The organism is Bacteroides finegoldii DSM 17565 (genome assembly GCF_000156195.1).
GTDB classification, from domain to species: domain Bacteria; phylum Bacteroidota; class Bacteroidia; order Bacteroidales; family Bacteroidaceae; genus Bacteroides; species Bacteroides finegoldii.
Map to the genome: position 1 here is coordinate 25,406 of NZ_GG688322.1, position 18,874 is coordinate 44,279.

An 18,874-nucleotide genomic window follows, 5' to 3' on the forward strand; every position below is an offset into this window, starting at 1 on the left:
AAATAAAAAAAATCCCCTTCGGCGAACCGAAGAGGATTTATTGCTTTTTCCTAATTTTTTATTCGGAACCTGCTGAAAATTATTCAGCAGCAGCTTCTGTTGCAGGAGCTTCTTCAGCCGGAGCAGCAGCTTCTTCTGCGGGTGCTTCAGCAGCAGCTTTTTCAGCAGCCTCAGCAGCTTTCTTTTCAGCGAGTGCTTTTGCTTTCACTTCGTTGATTTTCTTTTCTGCTTCCAGACGCGCTTTAGCTTCAGCTTTCTTAGCTTCGTCTTGTTTAGCTTTCAAAGCAGCCAAACCTGACTGTTTGTTGTTTTTCCAAGCTTCGAATTTAGCTTCTGCTTCTGCTTCTCCGAATGCGCCTTTCGCTACACCGCCCATAAGATGTTTCTTCATGTAAACTCCTTCACGAGAGAGGATATTACGTACAGTGTCGCTTGGTTGTGCACCTTTCAGTACCCATGCCAATGCAGCGTCGAAATTCAAATCTACTGTAGCAGGATTGGTGTTAGGGTTGTAAGTACCAATCTTCTCAATAAATTTACCATCACGTGGTGCTCTGCTGTCTGCAATTACAATTGAATAGAACGCGTAACTTTTACGTCCGTGTCTCTGCAATCTGATTCTAGTTGCCATTTTTAATAATTGTTTTTAATGATTGATTTGAATTATGCCATTATCTCGTAATAGCGGGCACAAAGATACGGCTTTTCTTTTGATTGACAAACATTTCGCTATTTTTTTACGAATATCGTTTAGGGTAGCGGAATAGGATGGCTAGCAATGCGCAGGCTCCCATTGTAAAAGGATAATAGAGATTACCGATGATACTGATAGGGGAAATATTGGCAAGTCCTGCAGCTATCAACATTTGAGCACCGTATGGAATAATGCCCTGTATCAGGCAGGAGAAGGTGTCGAGAATACTGGCGGTCTTCCTCCGGTCGAGATGGAATTTCCGGGCGATATCTCTTGCTATCGGTCCTGTTGTTATGATGGCAATAGTATTGTTGGCGGTACACAGATTGGCGATACTTACCAAAGCGGCAATGCTTAGTTCAGCACCCCGCTTGCCGTTGACGTGGCGGGTAAGTTTCCGGATAATAAAATCAATGCCTCCATTGTAGCGGATTGTTTCCAACATTCCTCCTGCCAGTAGGGTGATGATGATTAATTCTCCCATTCCCGTTATTCCTGTTCCCATAGCTCCGAACCAGTCGAATATTCCGAAACTTCCGGTGGCAATGCCGATAATGCCACTTGTCAGGATACCTATAATTAATACAAGCATCACATTCATTCCGGCAACGGCTGTTCCTAATACTATTATATAAGGTATCACTTTTATCCATTCGATCGTTTGGATCTGAGTGGGGGCGGTGATGGATAATCCTTGAAAGATATAAATGCCCAATACGATGATGGCTGCCGGGACAACGATCATGGAGTTTATCCGGAACTTGTCACGCATGACGCATTCCTGTGTTTTCGTAGATGCGATAGTAGTGTCGGATATAAATGATAGGTTATCTCCGAAGAAAGAACCGCCGACTACCACTGCCACCATGAAAGGAAGCGCTATTTCCGTTTTTTCTGCTAGCCCCACAGCTACAGGGGTGAGGGCTACGATAGTACCCACGCTGGTTCCGATAGACAGGGAGATAAAACAAGCTGCAATAAATATACCGGCTAGCAGCAGGTTATCCGGAAGAATATGTAATGTCAGATTGACGGTGGCGTCAATCGCTCCCATCTGTTTGGCACTGTGTGCAAAGGCTCCGGCAAGAATAAATATCCATATCATCAGTAGGATATTCTTGTTAGCGGCTCCTACGGAAAACTGGTAAATACGTTGATCGAGCTTCAATCCTTTGGTGATAGCGATTGCATAGCAGGAGGAGACCAGAAAGGCCACTGTAATAGGCACTTTATAAAAGTCGTTGACCAGGATAGATGTTACCAAATAGAGGCATAAGAATACGAGCAAAGGACTTAATGCCCACCAATTTCCCGTCCGTTCTTTATGTGTTTTTTCTTCAGTCATAAATTAATATTGCAGTATTTATTTGAGCTGCAAAGATAGTAATGAAACACATAAGTACGATAAAAGGCTCAATATTTCATCTTTTCTTTTTCTGTTTCATCCCTGTCTTTTCCGTCTTGGAAACTTTAAAACGGCTGCTTTTTCTTTTTTCGTCTATTTTCGTGTCGTTGATAACATAATTTATTTTAGAACAGAATGACAACGACTAGATTCTCATTATGTATTTTTTGCCTTTGTCTGTTTGCTTCCTGTGGAAGAGGAGAACAAAAGGCAGATGAACCAATACGGGTGAAAGTGGCAGAGGCGGAAACTTTGGTTCCTTCTTCGGAACGCGAGTTTTCGTTTATTTCAAAACCTTTTAAAGAGACGGAGCTTTCTTTCAGAGTTGGCGGACCGATTGACCGTTTTGAAGTATATGCCGGGAATTTTTATCATCGTGGAGATATCATTGCAGAAATAGATTCCCGTGATTTCCGTATCCGAAAAGAACGCGCGGAAGCTGTTTACAATCAGGCGAAAGCAGAGTTTGAACGGATAAAGGTGCTGTATGAAAAAGATAACCTATCGGCCAGTGCTTATGAAAAAGCGCGTGCTGACTACACTTCAGCTAAGACAGCTTTTGAGACGGCGACGAATGAATTGGACGATACCCGGTTGATTGCTCCTTTCGACGGATATGTAGGAGAAGTCTATATCGAGAAGTTTCAGGATGTAAAAGCAACTCAGCCGGTGGTGTCTTTTATTGATATTACCCAGTTGAAAATAGAAGCCTATGTCACACAGGACATAGCGCTTCAGGCAGAAAAAATAAAGGAAGTGGGTGTCCGTTTTGATGTCTGTACAGAGGAAGTATATTCGGCAAAAGTAGTGGAGGTTTCCAAAAGCACTACCCGGAATAATCTGTCTTTCTTGCTGACGGCATTGCTACCGAATAAACAGGGAAAATGGCCTGCCGGTATTTCGGGAAAGATGTTGTTGGACTTTCCGGCTTCTTCATCTGTCGCAATGGTGACTGTACCTCAAACTGCCCTTAGTCACCGGCCTACTGAAGGGGATTATGTCTGGACAGTGGACAATGCTACGAGAAAAGTATCAAAGAAGAAGGTGATATTGGGTGAGTTACTCCCGAATGGAAAAGTCGAAGTAAAAGGTGGATTGCAGGCGGGAGAAACGGTGGCTGTCAGCAAACTGCGTTTCCTGTCGGAAGGGACTCCGATAGAAATAATGAACCGGGAAATGCCGGTAACTGCTCAAAAGTAAGAGGAAAGTATGAAACTCGTTAAATATTTCTTGCAGAAGAAGTCGGTGACTATTCTGCTATTGCTACTGGTATTGGGTGGTGGACTGTTCTCCTATGTTAAGATGGGAAAGCTGGAAGATGCTCCGTTTACTATCAAACAGGCATTGGTGCTGACGCCTTATCCGGGGGCTTCGCCTTCCGAAGTTCAATCACAGGTGACGGATGTATTGGAGGAATCTATACAGTCGTTGGGGGAACTGTATTATCTTAAAACTGAAAATCGTGCGGGACTTTCTAAAATAACAGTCTATGTAAAGAAAGAAATCCGTGCGGACGAGATGCAACAACTTTGGGACAAACTGCGTCGAAAAGTCAATGATGTGCAATCTAAATTGCCTGCCGGTGCAGGTCCGTCAGTGGTAAACGATGATTTTGGCGATGTGTTGGGAGTCTTTTACGGGCTGACCGGAGAAGGATACTCATATCGGGAACTCGAAGATCAGGCGAAACTGATTAAAAATGAGGTGCTGAAGGTGAAAGACGTTGCAAAAGTGGAAATCTACGGCGTACAATCTCCTACGATTGATGTAATCCTCAGTCCCTCCGTCATGGCGAGAAGTGGTATTACTACGGCTGATATTTCCCGTGCCTTTGAAGCTCAGAACCGGGTGGTGGATGCCGGAGGTATTGACACGGAAGTCAACAGAATACGTATCGAGTCTACCGGAAACTTCTATTCGTTGGATGATATTCGGAATTTGACTATTGTATCCCGTACAGGAGAACATTTCCGATTGGCGGATATTGCTGAAATAAAAGAAAGTTATCAGACTCCGCCTAGCAATAAAATGCGCATTGACGGAAAACCGGCGATAGGAATTGCTATTTCCACTGTACCCACAGGCAATGTAGTCGATATGGCAGATGCGGTCAAAGTGGAGATAAAACAATTTTCGGAGACAATGCCCGAAGGTTTTGAGTTGCAGTCAATTTATGATCAAGGATATGAATCCGCTGTAGCGAATAAGGGATTTATCTTGAATCTGATTGTTTCCGTAGTGACGGTCGTTGCTATCCTGTTGTTCTTTATAGGGGTCAAAAATGGTATTCTGATTGGTAGCGGATTAGTGTTTTCTATCTTTGCCACATTGATAGTCATGCTGGTGCAAGGAATAGCTTTGCAGCGTATGTCATTGGCGGCTATCATCATTGCTATGGGAATGTTGGTGGACAATGCTATCGTAGTTTCCGATTCGGCATTGGTCAATATGCAGCGTGGAATGCGTAAACGGATAGCTATATTGAGAGCCTGTTCTTCGACTGCATTGCCACTACTGGCAGCTACTGTGATTGCGATTCTGACTTTTTTACCAATATATTATTCGCCGCATATTACCGGCGAGTTATTGTCATCCTTGGTTGTAGTTATCGGCGTTTCGCTGATGTTCAGTTGGGTCTTTGCGCTGACACAAACACCTTTCTTTATTCAGGAGTTTGTCCGTCGGCCAAGACCCGACGAACTGAAGATGGCACTTTTTTCAGGTAAATATTACGATAAGTTCCGCTCTTCTTTGGGATGGGTAATTCATCACAGGTATGCTACTGTAGGATGTATGGTTATATTGTTGGTGTTGTCCGCCTGGAGTTTTAAATTTATCCCGAAAGTATTTGTGCCGGCATTGGATAAACAATATTTCACGCTTGATATGTGGTTACCCGAAGGGACACAGATAGAAGAAACGGATAAAATGGCGACAGAGATGGCGGACTTTATTCGCGGACAAGAAGAAGCGGAAATGGTATCTACCTATATAGGGAGGACACCTCCGCGTTATTACTTGTCTAATGTGGCTTTCGGACCTCAATCCAATTATGCGCAGATATTGGTGAAGTGCAAGACTTCGAAACTTTCCCGCCAATTACACACACGCTTACAAGATTCAATTTCGATCAAGTATCCCGAACCTCTGATTAAAGTGAATAATTTTGAATTGAGCCCATTGACGGAAGCGGTTATTGAAGCTCGTTTTCTCGGACCAGACCCGGCCGTACTCGATTCGCTGGTAGGTCAGGCGATAGAGGTGATGCGACGGAATCCTAAAGTAGCGGATGCGCGAAATGAGTGGGGAAATATGGCAATGGTTATCCGTCCGGTTTATGATCCGGTGAAAGCCGGAGCTTTGGGGATTACGAAAGCGGCTATGATGGAGTCTGTGAAATCTATTAATGACGGCTTGCCTGTAGGCATTTACCGGGATGATGAGAAGAAAGTTCCCGTACTTCTGAAATCGGGTAATGTGAACATCACCGATGTACATTCCTTAGGCGACTTCTCTATCTGGAACGGTGAAAGGTCGGCTCCGCTTTCACAAGTGACGGAACGTATAGAAACGACTTGGGAATTTCCACAGATACGGACTTACAACCGTCAGCTTTCGATGGCTGCCATGTGTGGCGTGAAGCCGGGACATACAATGTCGGAAGTACACGGAGAAATCAGGGAAGAGATTGAGAAAATGCAACTCCCTGAGGGATATACTTTCTTCTGGGATGCGCAATATAAGGACCAGGGAGAAGCGATGCAGGCCATTGCTAAATATTTCCCGTTGGCATTCCTTGCGCTGGTGCTTATTCTGGTTGCTTTGTTCGGCAATTTCCGTGAACCGATTATTATCATCTGCATCTTGCCGCTGTCGCTCATTGGTATTGCTGTGGGGATGTTGCTGACGGGATTTGACTTCGGTTTCTTTCCGATAGCCGGCTGGCTGGGACTTCTCGGAATGATTATAAAGAATGTGATTGTACTGATTGACGAAATAAATGTGCAACATCGGAGTGGTATTGATCTATATACTTCTATTGTTGAGGCTACGGTTTCCCGAACCCGTCCGGTATTGATGGCGGCTACGACAACGATTTTTGGTATGGTACCGCTGTTGTTTGATGTCGCATTCGGCGGTATGGCAGCCACTATTATCTTCGGACTTACATTTGCTACGGGACTGACTTTGTTTGTCACCCCTGCATTATATGCTATGTTCTACAAAGTAAAAGGAAAATAAAAATGAAAAAGAGAATATTTTATCCGTTATTCTGCTGTTGCGCTTTTCTGTCTTTACCTCTTATGGCGCAACAAAGTCCCTTGTTGGAGAAATACCGGATGATGGCATTGGATTATAATCATGATTTGAAAGCGGCTGAGAAGAATATTGCCGCTAGTGTGGAGATAGAGAAATCGGCAAAAGCGGATTTGAAACCCAAACTTTCGGGAGCTGCGAACTTTCAATATACAGGCAACCCGTTGGAGTTGACTTTGGATGCCCCTTCTATCGGATTGTCGAAGACGGTGGAAGGAAAGCAATTGAATTATGGAGGCTCTCTTTCTCTTTTGCAACCGATTTATACGGGCGGACGTGTATTGGAGTCTATCCGTATGGCGAAACATCAACAATCATTGGCAAGCAATCAGGCGGAGGTACTGAATGACGCAGTCTGTTATCAGACGGATATGCAATATTGGAGTGCTGTAGCGCGACAGGAGGTTGTATCTGTTGCCGAAGATTTTCGTAATTCGATAGCAGCTTTGGTAAAGACCATCAAAGAAAGGGTGGAAGTGGGGCTTGTAGATCCGCAGGATTTATTAATGGCGGAGGTGAAACTGAATGAAGCGGAGTATCAATTGCTACAGGCGCAAAGTAACTTCGAGACAGGTAGAATGGCACTGAACTCAATGATCGGAGTCCGATTGGAAAATGCGACGGAACTGGATGATCAGATACCGATGGTCGTTATTGAAGATTCTGTCTGGTTGTCTACAGGTGCGGAACGTCCTGAAATCCGGATGGCCTATGACCGGATCCGTATAGCGGAGAGTACGAAGAAACTGAATGATTCACAGTTTAAGCCGCAGTTTTATGTGGGAATAGATGGTAGCTATTCTTCTCCCGGTTATAATTTCAAAAAAGATTTAGACCCCAATTACGCTGTTTATGCTAAAGTGTCCGTCCCTATCTTCGAATGGGGAAAGCGGAAAAGTGAGAAGCGTGCGTCGTCCTTTCGTGTCGGTATGGCGGAAGATAATCTGAATAAGGTGATGGATCAGGTTGAGCTGGAGATAGGTGTAGCACGGAAAGCTTTGTCACAAGCTATCGAGCGTGTTCGCTTGAGTGAAAGTTCATTGGCAAAAGCAGAGGAAAATGAAGCGAAAGCTGTGGAACGCTATAATGAGGGTAAGGTGTCTGTGGTGGAAGTAATTGATGCGCAGACTTACCGGCAAACCTCGCAGGTAAACTATGTGCAGGCCAAAGCTGCCGCTCAGGGACATTATTCGGAATTAATAAAAGCTCTTCATGGCTATGATTATCGGTAAAAAACAGTAACTTTGTATGAAAAGAACTGCCAATATTATGAATGTGAAGTTTAATACCTTATTCTATACCGCATTATTTTCAGGATTGGGTGTGTTCTCTTTTCTGTTGCTGATCAATTATGCCGCCTTTCCCGATAAGGTTGCCGACATTTTTCATTCTGTCGGTACATTGTCTTTCTTTGTGCTGGCATTCAACGTGTTGGGATATGCGACGATGCGGTTGAGTACGTGGGTGGATAATCAGTATGCACTGAATCTGCATCGTCGCTGGAAATTGATATCTGTCTATGTCGTTGTGATGGGGATGTTCTTCCTGTTGAATTACGGTTTGCTGGTAACAGCTAAACTGCTGGCCGGAGCTTCCCATCCGTTCATGTTTCCCAATGGAGGGTGGCGGATTCTGATTACGGTATGGCTGGTGGAACTGGTCATTTTAGGTTTGCTGTTGGCCAACCGTTCCATACGGAATGCCTTGAAACTGCAACAGGAAGCGGCTGCCTTACAAAAAGAAAACAATACGGCACGTTACACAGCCTTACAGAATCAGTTGAATCCTCATTTTCTGTTTAATAGTCTGAATACATTGATTTCTGAAATTCGTTACAATCCCGCTAATGCGGAATTGTTCACCCAACATCTTTCCGACGTATACCGCTATACGCTCCAATGCCAAAACCAACGGCTGACAACCTTACGGGAGGAGTTGGACTTTTTGAATTCTTATGTCTTTCTACATCGGGTGCGGTTGGGGGATTGTATTTATATTGATAATCGTATTCCGGAGTCTTGTCTGGAATGCCAGCTTCCACCACTGACTATACAGCTACTTGCTGAAAATGTGATAAAACATAATGTCATCCACATGGGAAAGCCGATGACGATTGAACTTATCTATATGGAAAAGGAAAAAGAGCTGGTTGTTAGAAACCGGATACAGGCGAAAAAAAGTGCAACAGCTTTCGGTACGGGATTGAAGAATCTTTCTGTCCGGTATAAATTGTTGTGCGGTCGTGATATTGTGATAGAAAATGATTCGCAAGAGTTTACTGTAAAAATACCTTTGCTCTATGAATAAGATTAAAGCTGCTATAATAGAGGATGAAATTCCGGCCGCCCGTCTGCTTCGCGACACTTTATTGTCTCTGCGTCCTGGTTGGGACGTACAGTTACTTCCGGGCAATATAGAGGAAGCGGTAGAGTGGTTTGCTCAGCATCCCCATCCGGACATTCTTTTTCTGGATATTCAGTTGACGGATGGCAACTCGTTTCTCTTTATTGAACAAGCCCATCCGGAAAGCATGATTGTGTTTACTACTGCCTATGATGAATATGCCGTACGCGCTTTTACGGTCAACAGCATTGATTATCTTCTAAAACCAATTCATGAAGAACGTCTGTTGCAGGCTATCCGACGTTTTGAGGGACTGACTAAGAAAAATATTCATGATTTCAATTCGGAAAGCCGGATGATGGAAGTTTTGCAGCAGCTTTCTGTTGCACAGGAAGCTTTATCGTCGGCGCATAAAAAGTATCGTACGCGGTTTCTGATTTCCAGTGGAGAGAAACTTCTGACTTTGCAGGTTAGTGACATTGCTTATTTTTATTCGGAGAATAAGTATACCTTTGCGGTGACACATAAGAACCGGGAATTTCTTATTGATTTGGCTTTGGATAGATTGTGCGAGCAACTGGATCCCGACCGTTTTTTTCGTACGAATCGTCAGACTCTTGTCTGTATTGATGCAATTCAACGTATTGAATCCTATTTTTTAGGGAAAGCAATCGTACACGTATTGCCTCCCTTCAAAGATAAAATTATTGTCAGTAAGGATAAGATGGCTTCTTTCAGGATGTGGCTGAATTATTAGAAGTTTACTTACAGTAAGATAATGCGTTTCTGCATGATGTCTTTTAGCTGCACCTTCAATAAGTTGGCATTGATGGGTTTAGGCATATAACCGTCAAAGCCGCTTTCCATTACCCTCTATTCATCTGAGGCAAAAGCAAAGGCAGTAATGGCGATGATAGGTACTTTGGCCGAATATTTGCGGATTGTACTCCTTGAATAGGTTTACAGCCTCTTGTCCATCTCATGCGTGTATCAAGCGGTAATCGTATTTCAAAATAGACTCAAACAGTTTATAATCGCTTTCGTTATCTTCGGCTACCAGGATAATCAGTTTGTCTTTTTCTATCTCAATGGTCTGGATTTCTTTTTGGGGAGCTTTTTCTATTATGTTACTCGCTTCTTTATAAGGTAATGTAAACCAGAATGTAGAACCCGAATCGGATGCTGCCTTCGGTTGTGAATTTGATTGCATTTGTTACAAAATTGATAATCAATTGGGATAGTCTGTTTTTCTCTATATATGCGCAACAAGGTTGTTCGGGAGCGATGAACTCCAGTTTTACCTTGTCCGATTTTAGTTTCAGTTGGCAGTTGTTTTCTAAATCACTCATTAAATCGTTAATCTCTACATTGGAATAATTAAAGTCCAATGTCCCGGCTTCTATTTTTGATAAGTCCAAAATATCACTTATAAGTTGTAATAACAAGGTGTTATTATTCTCAATGATACTTTTTATAATATTCAAGTTGTGAATATGGTAAAAGAAAAATAATGCAAGTAAAAAAATAAAGGATAAAGAACCCATAATGAAGTATTTGTTTAGTTCCCAAAACGAGAGTGGTTTGTGTAGAAAATATGTATCTGCGGGACACATGGAAGGGGAAAGTCCTTTGCGGAGTAATGTAGTGTAATTAATAGTTCTGAGTGCAAGAAAGCCATATTGTATGGCTTTGAGAATTGAGCGATCGGAGTTCGGTCTTTCAGTTTGATTGCTTGTTTTTGGAGATAGGCTTCATGTGGTCCTTGAAACGCCTCTTCAGAACAGAGTACAATGGGGATATCGCCCCATAGTTTTCTGTATTCGTCTCGTGTTCATGTGTTCGGCATACGAAGCCAGTTGGGGGGGCTTTTTGTACGTATTCTGATATAGTCGAAATCATTCGGGTACTCCATGGTGTTGATTCGGCATAAGAGTTAATACATAGAATATAATTCGGAATATCTATATAGTTTCTTTGTGCTTGGATGGATGGCGCAGATAAGAAACATAAAAAAAGAGCCATAAGCCTTTTTTTATATTCATGGGAAATGTTTGTCCGTGATATTTTAATAGGTTGTTTCCTTTACAGTTACAAAGGTAATGAAAAAACGGATTGAAAAACTATTTCCATGATTAAATGTGCCGGAATACTTATATTATATGAATTCTCTGGCTCTTTTTTATGTTAAACTTGCTTTAAGTGGTATAGGACTTGATTAATGTCTATTTTAACGCCTTGATTACCTGTGGCATCATTGTCCAAATGGTATTTTCATCTTGAGCAGTGAAAAAGTTACCATCTATCTCTGATTTTTCATCAGTAGCTGTTCCGTTTTGAATGGCTGGTTTGGCTAATGGGTGAACTGCTACTTTCTTCCCTTTGGTAATTCCTGTAAAGTCAAACATCATTGCGCCGGCGCAATGTCCGATCATTATTTTTCCCTTATCTCCGAAAGTTTTAATGACTTGCATTAAATCTACATTGTAGGGTTTATCAGCATTCTGCTGAAATACAGGCACTGCATCGCCACATGAGAAAACGAGTACGTCGAATTCATCTTCGTGTCCCTTCAAATTAGCGATCACGTCATCTACTGTCAGGCTGATTCCTGAATTTGTTTTAATATCCTTCGTATCCGATACGGCAAATACTTTATATGAAATGCCATTTTCGAAAAATGCTTCCAAATATTGGAATAGTCCACAACCATTTACCGGATTCACTGCTAAAACTGCAACTTTCTTTGCCATAATCATAATTATTTAAATGAAACAATAGTTATTATTAGTAAGTTTATTACTTTTGTGATGCAAATGTATCTTTCTTGTTTGAAAAATGCAAGAACGTACTTGAAAATAAGGAAGTTACATAAAGGGAACTATTGCTGAATTTCAATAAAATACAAAACGTTAAAGAATGAAAAATTTTCATCCGACAGGAAATTGTCCGATAAGAGATGTGCTAAGCCGCTTGGGGGACAAGTGGTCGATGCTGGTGCTTATTACGTTGAATGCCAATGGCACGATGCGTTTTAGTGATATTCATAAAACGATAGAAGATGTTTCTCAAAGAATGTTGACTGTTACGTTACGTACTTTAGAGTCAGACGGATTGGTGGAGCGGAAAGTGTATGCCGAAGTGCCTCCCCGTGTGGAGTATTGCTTGACAGATACAGGAGGTACATTGATTCCTCATATTGAAGGACTGGTGGAATGGGCCTTGGAGAATATGGATACCATTTTAGAACATAGACAAATACATGTATAGCGTGTGCTTTATTTTTTATTGAATATCAAATCAAGTCCTTGAGTGCGATAAAACTCAAAACGGGTGTCGCTTGAGATAAGTGGCAGATGTTCGGTAATGGCATGGGCGATGATAACGTGGTCGGAAGGGTCTTTATGTCCTTGTGCTTCATTAATTTCTAATCGTGCATAAGTCTGCATGTGCTCTTTTTTCAGGGGAAGTATTTTGATGTAAAACTCTTTTTCGATTGAAGTGACCATTGCTTCTACTGACTTCCAGCGTTTGGAACATAAACCTTTATTTCGATATCCTACAATCAATTCACGAACAGATTCTGCACTCATATAAAGTACAGTATCAGGCTCTTGTAGTATAGCTGTTACATCACGATCTAACGAGTCTCTGTCGATCACTGCATAAACAAAGATATTAGTATCTATCAAATATCTCATTTATAGTAAGAATTTAGGATCGTTCACTATAAGGCTTCCCTTTAGTTTACCAAATGCTTCCCATGTCTTATTTACTTTCTTTTTTTTCGGTTTCTGCGCTTTGGCTTTGACTTCTTTTTCTTCTGATATTTTTTTTTCTTTTTCCATGATTCCTATTATTTGTATATTCCTATTTTCCTAGACAAAGATAATCTATTTATTCCAAATATCAGGATAAGTTTCGTTAAAGTAGAGTATGGTATTTTAGTTTTTTATATCTTTATGGCAAACTAGATAATATGGAGATAAAAAAAGTTATTTCAGATAAAAAAGAATTCCTTGATTTGTTACTCTTGGCTGATGAACAAGAAAGTATGATTGACCGATATTTGGAACGCGGTGATATGTTTGTTCTTTATGATGACGGGCTGAAAGCTCTTTGTGTGGTGACACGTGAGGGGGAAGGTGTTTATGAAATCAAGAATATTGCTACTGTTCCTTTCTTCCAACGACAGGGGTACGGAAAACGTTTAATAGAGTTTTTATTTGAATATTATCAGGGGAAGTGCTCTGAAATGTTGGTGGGCACAGGAGATGTACCTTCTTCCAGATCTTTCTATGAACATTGTGGTTTTGTGATTTCTCACCGGATAAAGAATTTCTTTACTGACAACTATGATCATCCGATGTATGAGGATGGTGTGCAGTTGGTGGATATGATATATTTGAAGAAAACATTTTAGTGTGTAACGATGGAAATAGATATCAATCGTCTGGTGAAAGAATATGGAAATATGATTTCCATGATTGCTCACCGGATGATTCAGAATAAAGAAATCGCCCGCGAAGCAGCACAGGAAGTGTGGTATGAACTTTGCAAAAGTATTAGTAGCTTTAAAGGTGATTCGGAGATTTCTACATGGATATATACTATCGCTCGTCGCACTATTGGCAGATATGCAGCATGTGAAAAACAGGTGAAAATGTCAGAAATCGAATATTTCCGTTCGTTACCGGAAATCGAATATTCCGGTGGGGAAGAAGAGAAGCGGGAATGGATAAAAGAAAAGTGTGACTGGTGTATCACGGCTTTAAATCATTGTCTGAATAATGATGCTCGTCTGATTTTTATCTTTAGAGAAAATGTTGGGTTACCTTATCGACAGATTAGCGAAATCATGGAACTGAAAGAAAGTAATGTGCGGCAAATCTATAATCGTTCCATTCAGAAAATCACAGCTTTTATGAATGATACTTGCCCGTTATATAATCCCGATGGTGCTTGTAAATGTCGCATTTGCAAACCGGTATATTCTATTGATATGGATAAAGAATATATAATGGTGCAACGAATGATGAGGCTTGCCGATTTATACAGGAAGTTTGAAAAAGAACTGCCGAGGAAAAATTATTGGGAGAAATTCTTGCAGTAAGTTGTCACAAAGCTCATTTGCTTTTCCACTAACTATATGTATAATTAAAAAACATATAGTTATGAGTAAAATTGACTTTTTAAAGGAGCAGATTATAGAAGCTCGCACATTTGTGAATCGTTTGATGTCTGAATTGCCGGAAGATTTGTGGTATGTTATTCCTGAAGGAACAGATTCTAACTTTATTTGGCAAGTGGGACATCTGCTTGTTTCACAGAATTTCCATACACTGACAGCTGTTACCGGGGTGAACGAAAAGGTGGGGCGGTTAGTGCCTATCCAAAAATATAATAGAATATTCAATGGCATGGGAACATTGCATCGTTCCATAGAAAAGGACTTGATTCCAGTTGCTGAATTGAGAGAACAAACGGAAATTGTTCATCAAATCTGTGTCGAGAATCTGGAAACTCTGAATGATGATGTTTTGGCAGAGTGCTTGCAGCCTCTCCCGTTTAAACATCCTGTTGCGGAAACTAAATATGAAGCATTGTCGTGGAGCTTTAAACATGAAATGTGGCATAGTGCAGAAATGGAAGCTATCAAAAGAGATTTAGGTTATCCAATCGTTTGGATGAAATAATGATTATGTCCTTTTCTATTACTGTGTGAATAAATAGACTTACTAATGAGCTACTATTGTATGCAAACATGTTTCTCAATTTTTACAATTAAGGACTACGTTCTTAATAAACGTACTTTCTGTTTATAATAAACTTTTTGATAGTTTATTATAAACGGTATCAGAGTTATTAAAAACTATTTTGAGCATTTTTAGAGATTCTATAGAATGGATTAAGTAAAAATATAAACAAAATAGGGCAATGATCGTTAGATCATTGCCCTATGATATATCTGTACTAATACTGAAATGTATCAGTTTAAAGGCTTTCTATGTCTATATTTTTCTTATATTTTTCATTCCTCTTATTGCTTTTGTTTCCTCAAAGATACAAAATAAAAAGCCATTTGTCAAGTGTTTCAGAAGAAAAGCCGATTATTCATTAAACCAGTCTATTTTCTTTGAAAAATACATCACTATTGCCAGAATGATAAACAGTCCTAAGCTGCCTGCCAATAATGCGAAAGTCTCCAGTTGGATAAGCACAAAGATATAAATATAGAGTATAGCCAACAAACCGGACATGATTAATGACGGTTTCTTTTTCTTGGTGATTCCGAACATATATCCGCCTACCAGTATAATAGTCAGTGCAGAAGATAACAAATAGGCCGGGTTGAAACCGACGTGCTCGGAGAAGGAGAGGAGCAGGCTGTAGAATAAACAGAGTGCCAGTCCTACCAATAAATACTGCAAGGCATGAATGCGGGTCTTGTTCATGATTTCAGTGAAGAAGATAACTCCGAAAGTCAGTAAGATAATCAGAATAGCATACTTTGCGGAACGCATAGACTGTTGGTACTGTTCCACCGGAATTTTGAAGTTCACACCGAAACTGGAACTCTCAATATCCTTGATATTTGAGGTGTTGAAGTCAACCATCACCTGTGAGTAATTCCGGTTCAAGTTTAAAACTTGCCATTGTGCGGAAAATTCCTTCTCCGTAATATTCCGGTTGTTAGGCAGATAGTTTCCGGTAAAGCTCGGTGTATTCCAGTTGGCTTTCAGATCTACACGGGTTGTTTTACCCAATGGAATAAAGTTGAGTGACTGTGAACCTTTCAGTTTGATTTTTATTTCGTATGGCAGTTTTTTGTTCTGCTTCAACTCCGACAAATTAGCGATCGCATGAACTCCGGTGTTAGCTATTCCTCTGTTGTCCATACCCGGCTCGAATATATAAACAGAATCTCCCAAGGTGATGCTGATTTGTTCGCTGATACCCCGCATATCGGTCAGATTCAAGCAAATAGCTGCCCTGTCAAACTGCAATTGCTCCATATCTATTCTGCTCTTTTTCAATTCTTCCGAACTGAATGACCCTTTCAATGTCAGTTCCGATTGATATACATTGACTTCATAGATACTTCTTTTCAGGATTTCAGTCTTCAGTTGTCCGTTGACCATAAGCTCGTCAGGAAAAAGTATCAGGTCTTTGATGGAAACCTTCTTCTCACCGTTGTTTTCAGTGACAACCGGATACTGGAGATTCAGGTAAGGGCCAGTGATGGTCTGTGCAAGACTCCATTTTTCGCTTACCTCGTCGATAGCTTCTTCCTGGGTTCGTCCCCGTTCGGAAATAAGATTCTCAATCATAAACATGGGGATCATCAGGAGAAGGATTAATAATCCGATGATGACAACCTTGATTGTTTTGGAGAAACGGTGGAGGCATCCCATAGGTTGCTGCTCCTGTTGTTCATTTGAATTTTCATTGAAAGCGTCCATAAGCCAGTAGTGTTTTGATAAATTATTTATTTTGATTTTAGAAATTTCTCTAAGGCTTCAATATGCGATTTGAAAGCTTCTCTGCCTTGCGGGGTTGCCTGAAAAACAGTCCGTGGCTTTCGTCCGACAAAACTTTTGTTGCATACGATATATCCCAGTTCTTCCAGGGCACGGGTATGGCTGGCAAGATTGCCGTCGGTCAGAGAGAGCTGTTCTTTCAGAAAATTGAAATCAGCTTCCTCATTTACCATCAGAATAGCCATGATGCCCAGTCGGACCTTGCTTTCGAATGCTTTATTAATATATTGGAATGCTTCTATCATTTATGATCTCTTTCTTTCGTAGTGTAAATAGAACAATATACCATAGAGGATATGGAAACCGCCGAAACCGATGGTCCAAAACAATAATGAATGACCTTCCCAAAAACAGTCTACGACGCCCAAACAGATGAAAGCATAACCTAACCATACGATGCTGGAATAAGTAAACTTGGAAACGTTGACTAGTGCCAGCCCGTAAAATAGAAGCATGACAGAAGCCAGAATGTCATAATACTCGTGCATAAGGATGGAAATACATAAAACACCTCCGGTCAGCATCGGAAGAGAGAAATTCCACAATGCCCGGTAAGTGAGGCGGCTGAAAAATTTTTGCCCCATCTTTTGGGATTTGCAATAGGATAGGATGCCGGCTGTGACGGCTGCTGCTGCCAATACGGCCATGGCTATTATTGCCATTAATTTCAGAGTGTCGGATAGATACATATCCGATGTGATAACTTGTGTCGCGATATACGCACCAGCCAATGCGTAAATACCTGCAAGGATTGCGGCGATGCCGCTGACAGAGATAAATTTTGAGGACTTTTCCATCAACTCTTTTATCTCAAAAACTGATTCTAATGCTTTATCTTTATCCATATAAAAAGAACTTTGTGATACAAAGTAAAGGAAAAGATTTAAGATTAACAAACTTTCTGCCGGAATATTTCGATCATAAGTGATTGAGTGATAGGATGAGGCTTTGATATGAGAGGATACAAAAAGAGTTGCTAGCCTGTTCTACTTATCGTTGAGTAGAGGGTAGCAACTCTATTATTTTTATCTATGTATCTTTGTCTTCGGTATAAATTGTTGTATTGGCTAAGGGCTGTTTACAAAGTTACACCTGTTTTGAAGATTGCAATCTCGCGATAACCTTTCTTTTCGTTATTAACAAACTCACCGCTTGCTACTTTGATAACATAATCAATGAAGCGTTCGCAAGTCTTTTCCATTGGTTCGTTTTCTACAATCACACCGGCATTAAAGTCAATCCATCCCGGTTTGTTTTTGGCTAAAGTAGAATTGGTAGAAATCTTCATAGTCGGAACGAAAGTGCCGAATGGTGTTCCGCGTCCAGTGGTGAAAAGCACCATGTGACATCCACTTGCTGCAAGAGTAGTAGCCGCAACCAAGTCATTGCCCGGAGCAGAAAGCAGGTTGAGTCCTTTTTTCTGTAATCGTTCGCCATAAGGCAGCACACCGGATACATAGCTCTTTCCACATTTTTGTGTACATCCCAATGCCTTTTCTTCCAGAGTGGAGATACCACCGGCTTTGTTGCCCGGAGAAGGATTTTCACCGACAGGCTCTCCGTGTGACAGGAAGTATTCTTTGAAGTCATTAATCAGATGTACTGTCTGTTCAAACAAATCTTTGTTTTCACAGCGGTTCATCAAAATTGTTTCCGCACCGAACATTTCCGGAACCTCTGTCAATACGCTTGTACCTCCCTGTGCAATCAGAAAATCGGAGAACATACCCAGTAGCGGGTTTGCCGTAATGCCGGAGAAACCATCGGAACCACCGCATTTCAATCCTACACGCAGTTCGGACAAAGGCACATCGGTGCGTTCATCTTTAGAAGCCTTTGCATACAAATCACGCAGGATTTCCATTCCTTCTTCATATTCATCACCTACCTTTTGAGTAATCATGAATTTGACACGGTCTCCATCATATTCACCTAAAAACTCACGGAATACATCCGGCTGATTATTCTCGCATCCCAAACCTACTACCAGCACAGCACCCGCATTGGGGTGAAGCACCATGTCACGAAGAATCTTTTTCGTATTTTCGTGATCGTCACCAAGTTGTGAGCAACCGTAGTTGTGTGGGAAAGCGACAATGGCATCCACTCCCTTGCCTTCGGTTTCGCGACGCAGTCCTTCAGCCAGTTGACCGATGATACCGTTTACGCAACCTACCGTCGGGATAATCCATATTTCGTTTCTTACCCCTACATCACCGTTTTTGCGACGATAACCTTTGAAAGTAAGATCTTTATGAGGAATATCCAAAGAAACCTGAATCGGGTTGTAAGTGTAATCCAACAATCCGGCAAGGTTGGTTTTGATGTTCGTTTCGTTCATCCAGTCACCCTGTTTCTTTGCCATTCGTGCATGTCCGATAGGATAACCGTACTTGATTACATTTTCGCCTTCAGCAAAATTCTTCAATGCGAATTTATGTCCGGCAGGAATGTCTTCGTTCAATGTAATTTCAATGCCATCTACAGAAAGATGCTCTCCTGCCGGGAGGTTAACAATGGCAACGGCAACGTTGTCGGCAGGATTAATTCTTAAATACTTTGTTTCCATGTAATGTA

At 41.2% G+C, this 18,874-nt stretch carries 18 protein-coding genes and 1 pseudogene; 9 read left to right on the plus strand and 10 right to left on the minus strand.

Features of this window, described 5'->3' with window-relative positions:
• Positions 1 to 79: 79 nt before the first annotated feature.
• Positions 80 to 631: a 30S ribosomal protein S16 gene (locus BACFIN_RS11870; protein WP_007752017.1), complete on the minus strand. Its 552-nt coding sequence runs from the start codon at positions 629 to 631 to the stop codon at positions 80 to 82.
• Between the two features lie 106 nt (positions 632 to 737).
• Positions 738 to 2,039 (minus strand): Na+/H+ antiporter NhaC family protein, encoded by a 1,302-nt coding sequence (locus BACFIN_RS11865; protein ID WP_007752022.1) that lies wholly within the window; start codon positions 2,037 to 2,039, stop codon positions 738 to 740.
• A 195-nt stretch (positions 2,040 to 2,234) separates the two neighbouring features.
• Between BACFIN_RS11865 and BACFIN_RS11860 the strand changes: the two genes are divergently transcribed.
• Genes BACFIN_RS11860 through BACFIN_RS11840 form a run of 5 tightly spaced genes read left to right on the plus strand, consistent with a single transcriptional unit; the run spans position 2,235 to position 9,516 of the window.
• A complete protein-coding gene (locus BACFIN_RS11860) occupies positions 2,235 to 3,299 on the plus strand; it encodes an efflux RND transporter periplasmic adaptor subunit (protein WP_007752028.1) in 1,065 nt (354 codons plus the stop codon).
• Between the two features lie 9 nt (positions 3,300 to 3,308).
• A complete protein-coding gene (locus tag BACFIN_RS11855) occupies positions 3,309 to 6,341 on the plus strand; it encodes an efflux RND transporter permease subunit (protein ID WP_007752030.1) in 3,033 nt (1,010 codons plus the stop codon).
• A gap of 2 nt (positions 6,342 to 6,343) precedes the next feature.
• Complete coding sequence (locus BACFIN_RS11850; protein ID WP_032839505.1) at positions 6,344 to 7,648, plus strand: TolC family protein; 1,305 nt, start codon at positions 6,344 to 6,346, stop codon at positions 7,646 to 7,648.
• 16 nt (positions 7,649 to 7,664) lie between these two features.
• Positions 7,665 to 8,723, plus strand: a complete 1,059-nt coding sequence (locus tag BACFIN_RS11845) for a sensor histidine kinase (RefSeq protein WP_007752034.1) — start codon at positions 7,665 to 7,667, stop codon at positions 8,721 to 8,723.
• Positions 8,716 to 9,516 (plus strand): LytR/AlgR family response regulator transcription factor, encoded by an 801-nt coding sequence (locus BACFIN_RS11840; protein ID WP_007752037.1) that lies wholly within the window; start codon positions 8,716 to 8,718, stop codon positions 9,514 to 9,516. Before BACFIN_RS11845 ends, BACFIN_RS11840 begins: the two co-directional genes overlap by 8 nt.
• 8 nt (positions 9,517 to 9,524) lie before the next feature.
• On the opposite strand, the pseudogene BACFIN_RS23260 reads toward BACFIN_RS11840, so the two are convergent.
• Positions 9,525 to 10,228: pseudogene (locus BACFIN_RS23260) on the minus strand (hypothetical protein); the annotation flags it as partial.
• A gap of 753 nt (positions 10,229 to 10,981) precedes the next feature.
• Positions 10,982 to 11,509, minus strand: a complete 528-nt coding sequence (locus BACFIN_RS11835; protein ID WP_032839527.1) for a DJ-1/PfpI family protein — start codon at positions 11,507 to 11,509, stop codon at positions 10,982 to 10,984.
• 166 nt (positions 11,510 to 11,675) lie between these two features.
• Between BACFIN_RS11835 and BACFIN_RS11830 the strand changes: the two genes are divergently transcribed.
• Positions 11,676 to 12,026 carry a winged helix-turn-helix transcriptional regulator gene (locus BACFIN_RS11830; protein WP_007752049.1) on the plus strand — a complete coding sequence of 117 codons (351 nt, stop codon included), beginning with the start codon at positions 11,676 to 11,678 and terminating at the stop codon, positions 12,024 to 12,026.
• Positions 12,027 to 12,034: 8 nt separating this feature from the next.
• Here the strand turns inward: BACFIN_RS11830 and BACFIN_RS11825 are convergent, their stop codons facing one another.
• Positions 12,035 to 12,457 carry a type II toxin-antitoxin system VapC family toxin gene (locus BACFIN_RS11825; protein ID WP_007752050.1) on the minus strand — a complete coding sequence of 141 codons (423 nt, stop codon included), beginning with the start codon at positions 12,455 to 12,457 and terminating at the stop codon, positions 12,035 to 12,037.
• Positions 12,458 to 12,604 carry a hypothetical protein gene (locus BACFIN_RS22975; RefSeq protein WP_007752051.1) on the minus strand — a complete coding sequence of 49 codons (147 nt, stop codon included), beginning with the start codon at positions 12,602 to 12,604 and terminating at the stop codon, positions 12,458 to 12,460. It abuts the gene before it with no gap.
• Between the two features lie 131 nt (positions 12,605 to 12,735).
• Between BACFIN_RS22975 and BACFIN_RS11820 the strand changes: the two genes are divergently transcribed.
• The 3 genes from BACFIN_RS11820 to BACFIN_RS11810 all read left to right on the plus strand — a co-directional run bounded on the left by BACFIN_RS11820 (position 12,736) and on the right by BACFIN_RS11810 (position 14,452).
• A complete protein-coding gene (locus BACFIN_RS11820; protein WP_007752052.1) occupies positions 12,736 to 13,179 on the plus strand; it encodes a GNAT family N-acetyltransferase in 444 nt (147 codons plus the stop codon).
• Positions 13,180 to 13,188: 9 nt separating this feature from the next.
• Positions 13,189 to 13,869: an RNA polymerase sigma factor gene (locus BACFIN_RS11815; RefSeq protein WP_007752053.1), complete on the plus strand. Its 681-nt coding sequence runs from the start codon at positions 13,189 to 13,191 to the stop codon at positions 13,867 to 13,869.
• 61 nt (positions 13,870 to 13,930) lie between these two features.
• Positions 13,931 to 14,452, plus strand: a complete 522-nt coding sequence (locus BACFIN_RS11810) for a DinB family protein (RefSeq protein WP_007752054.1) — start codon at positions 13,931 to 13,933, stop codon at positions 14,450 to 14,452.
• 414 nt (positions 14,453 to 14,866) lie between these two features.
• Here BACFIN_RS11810 and creD read toward each other — a convergent pair whose 3' ends face one another.
• The 4 genes from creD to BACFIN_RS11790 all read right to left on the minus strand — a co-directional run bounded on the left by creD (position 14,867) and on the right by BACFIN_RS11790 (position 18,866).
• Positions 14,867 to 16,219, minus strand: coding sequence for a cell envelope integrity protein CreD (gene creD / locus BACFIN_RS11805; RefSeq protein WP_007752055.1), 1,353 nt, complete (start codon positions 16,217 to 16,219; stop codon positions 14,867 to 14,869).
• 26 nt (positions 16,220 to 16,245) lie between these two features.
• Entirely contained in the window at positions 16,246 to 16,542 is a 297-nt protein-coding gene (locus BACFIN_RS11800; RefSeq protein WP_004313179.1) for a winged helix-turn-helix domain-containing protein, read from the minus strand.
• Complete coding sequence (locus tag BACFIN_RS11795; RefSeq protein ID WP_007752070.1) at positions 16,543 to 17,142, minus strand: hypothetical protein; 600 nt, start codon at positions 17,140 to 17,142, stop codon at positions 16,543 to 16,545.
• A gap of 233 nt (positions 17,143 to 17,375) precedes the next feature.
• Positions 17,376 to 18,866 (minus strand): UxaA family hydrolase, encoded by a 1,491-nt coding sequence (locus BACFIN_RS11790; protein ID WP_007752072.1) that lies wholly within the window; start codon positions 18,864 to 18,866, stop codon positions 17,376 to 17,378.
• Positions 18,867 to 18,874: the final 8 nt, after the last annotated feature.

What these genes read in the sequence shown, in the direction of transcription:
- BACFIN_RS11870 (WP_007752017.1), bottom strand. Translation starts at nt 631, where the DNA reads ATGGCAACTAGAATCAGATTGCAGAGACACGGACGTAAAAGTTACGCG.
- BACFIN_RS11865 (WP_007752022.1), bottom strand. Translation starts at nt 2,039, where the DNA reads ATGACTGAAGAAAAAACACATAAAGAACGGACGGGAAATTGGTGGGCA.
- BACFIN_RS11860 (WP_007752028.1), top strand. Translation starts at nt 2,235, where the DNA reads ATGACAACGACTAGATTCTCATTATGTATTTTTTGCCTTTGTCTGTTT.
- BACFIN_RS11855 (WP_007752030.1), top strand. Translation starts at nt 3,309, where the DNA reads ATGAAACTCGTTAAATATTTCTTGCAGAAGAAGTCGGTGACTATTCTG.
- BACFIN_RS11850 (WP_032839505.1), top strand. Translation starts at nt 6,344, where the DNA reads ATGAAAAAGAGAATATTTTATCCGTTATTCTGCTGTTGCGCTTTTCTG.
- BACFIN_RS11845 (WP_007752034.1), top strand. Translation starts at nt 7,665, where the DNA reads ATGAAAAGAACTGCCAATATTATGAATGTGAAGTTTAATACCTTATTC.
- BACFIN_RS11840 (WP_007752037.1), top strand. Translation starts at nt 8,716, where the DNA reads ATGAATAAGATTAAAGCTGCTATAATAGAGGATGAAATTCCGGCCGCC.
- BACFIN_RS11835 (WP_032839527.1), bottom strand. Translation starts at nt 11,509, where the DNA reads ATGGCAAAGAAAGTTGCAGTTTTAGCAGTGAATCCGGTAAATGGTTGT.
- BACFIN_RS11830 (WP_007752049.1), top strand. Translation starts at nt 11,676, where the DNA reads ATGAAAAATTTTCATCCGACAGGAAATTGTCCGATAAGAGATGTGCTA.
- BACFIN_RS11825 (WP_007752050.1), bottom strand. Translation starts at nt 12,457, where the DNA reads ATGAGATATTTGATAGATACTAATATCTTTGTTTATGCAGTGATCGAC.
- BACFIN_RS22975 (WP_007752051.1), bottom strand. Translation starts at nt 12,604, where the DNA reads ATGGAAAAAGAAAAAAAAATATCAGAAGAAAAAGAAGTCAAAGCCAAA.
- BACFIN_RS11820 (WP_007752052.1), top strand. Translation starts at nt 12,736, where the DNA reads ATGGAGATAAAAAAAGTTATTTCAGATAAAAAAGAATTCCTTGATTTG.
- BACFIN_RS11815 (WP_007752053.1), top strand. Translation starts at nt 13,189, where the DNA reads ATGGAAATAGATATCAATCGTCTGGTGAAAGAATATGGAAATATGATT.
- BACFIN_RS11810 (WP_007752054.1), top strand. Translation starts at nt 13,931, where the DNA reads ATGAGTAAAATTGACTTTTTAAAGGAGCAGATTATAGAAGCTCGCACA.
- creD (WP_007752055.1), bottom strand. Translation starts at nt 16,219, where the DNA reads ATGGACGCTTTCAATGAAAATTCAAATGAACAACAGGAGCAGCAACCT.
- BACFIN_RS11800 (WP_004313179.1), bottom strand. Translation starts at nt 16,542, where the DNA reads ATGATAGAAGCATTCCAATATATTAATAAAGCATTCGAAAGCAAGGTC.
- BACFIN_RS11795 (WP_007752070.1), bottom strand. Translation starts at nt 17,142, where the DNA reads ATGGATAAAGATAAAGCATTAGAATCAGTTTTTGAGATAAAAGAGTTG.
- BACFIN_RS11790 (WP_007752072.1), bottom strand. Translation starts at nt 18,866, where the DNA reads ATGGAAACAAAGTATTTAAGAATTAATCCTGCCGACAACGTTGCCGTT.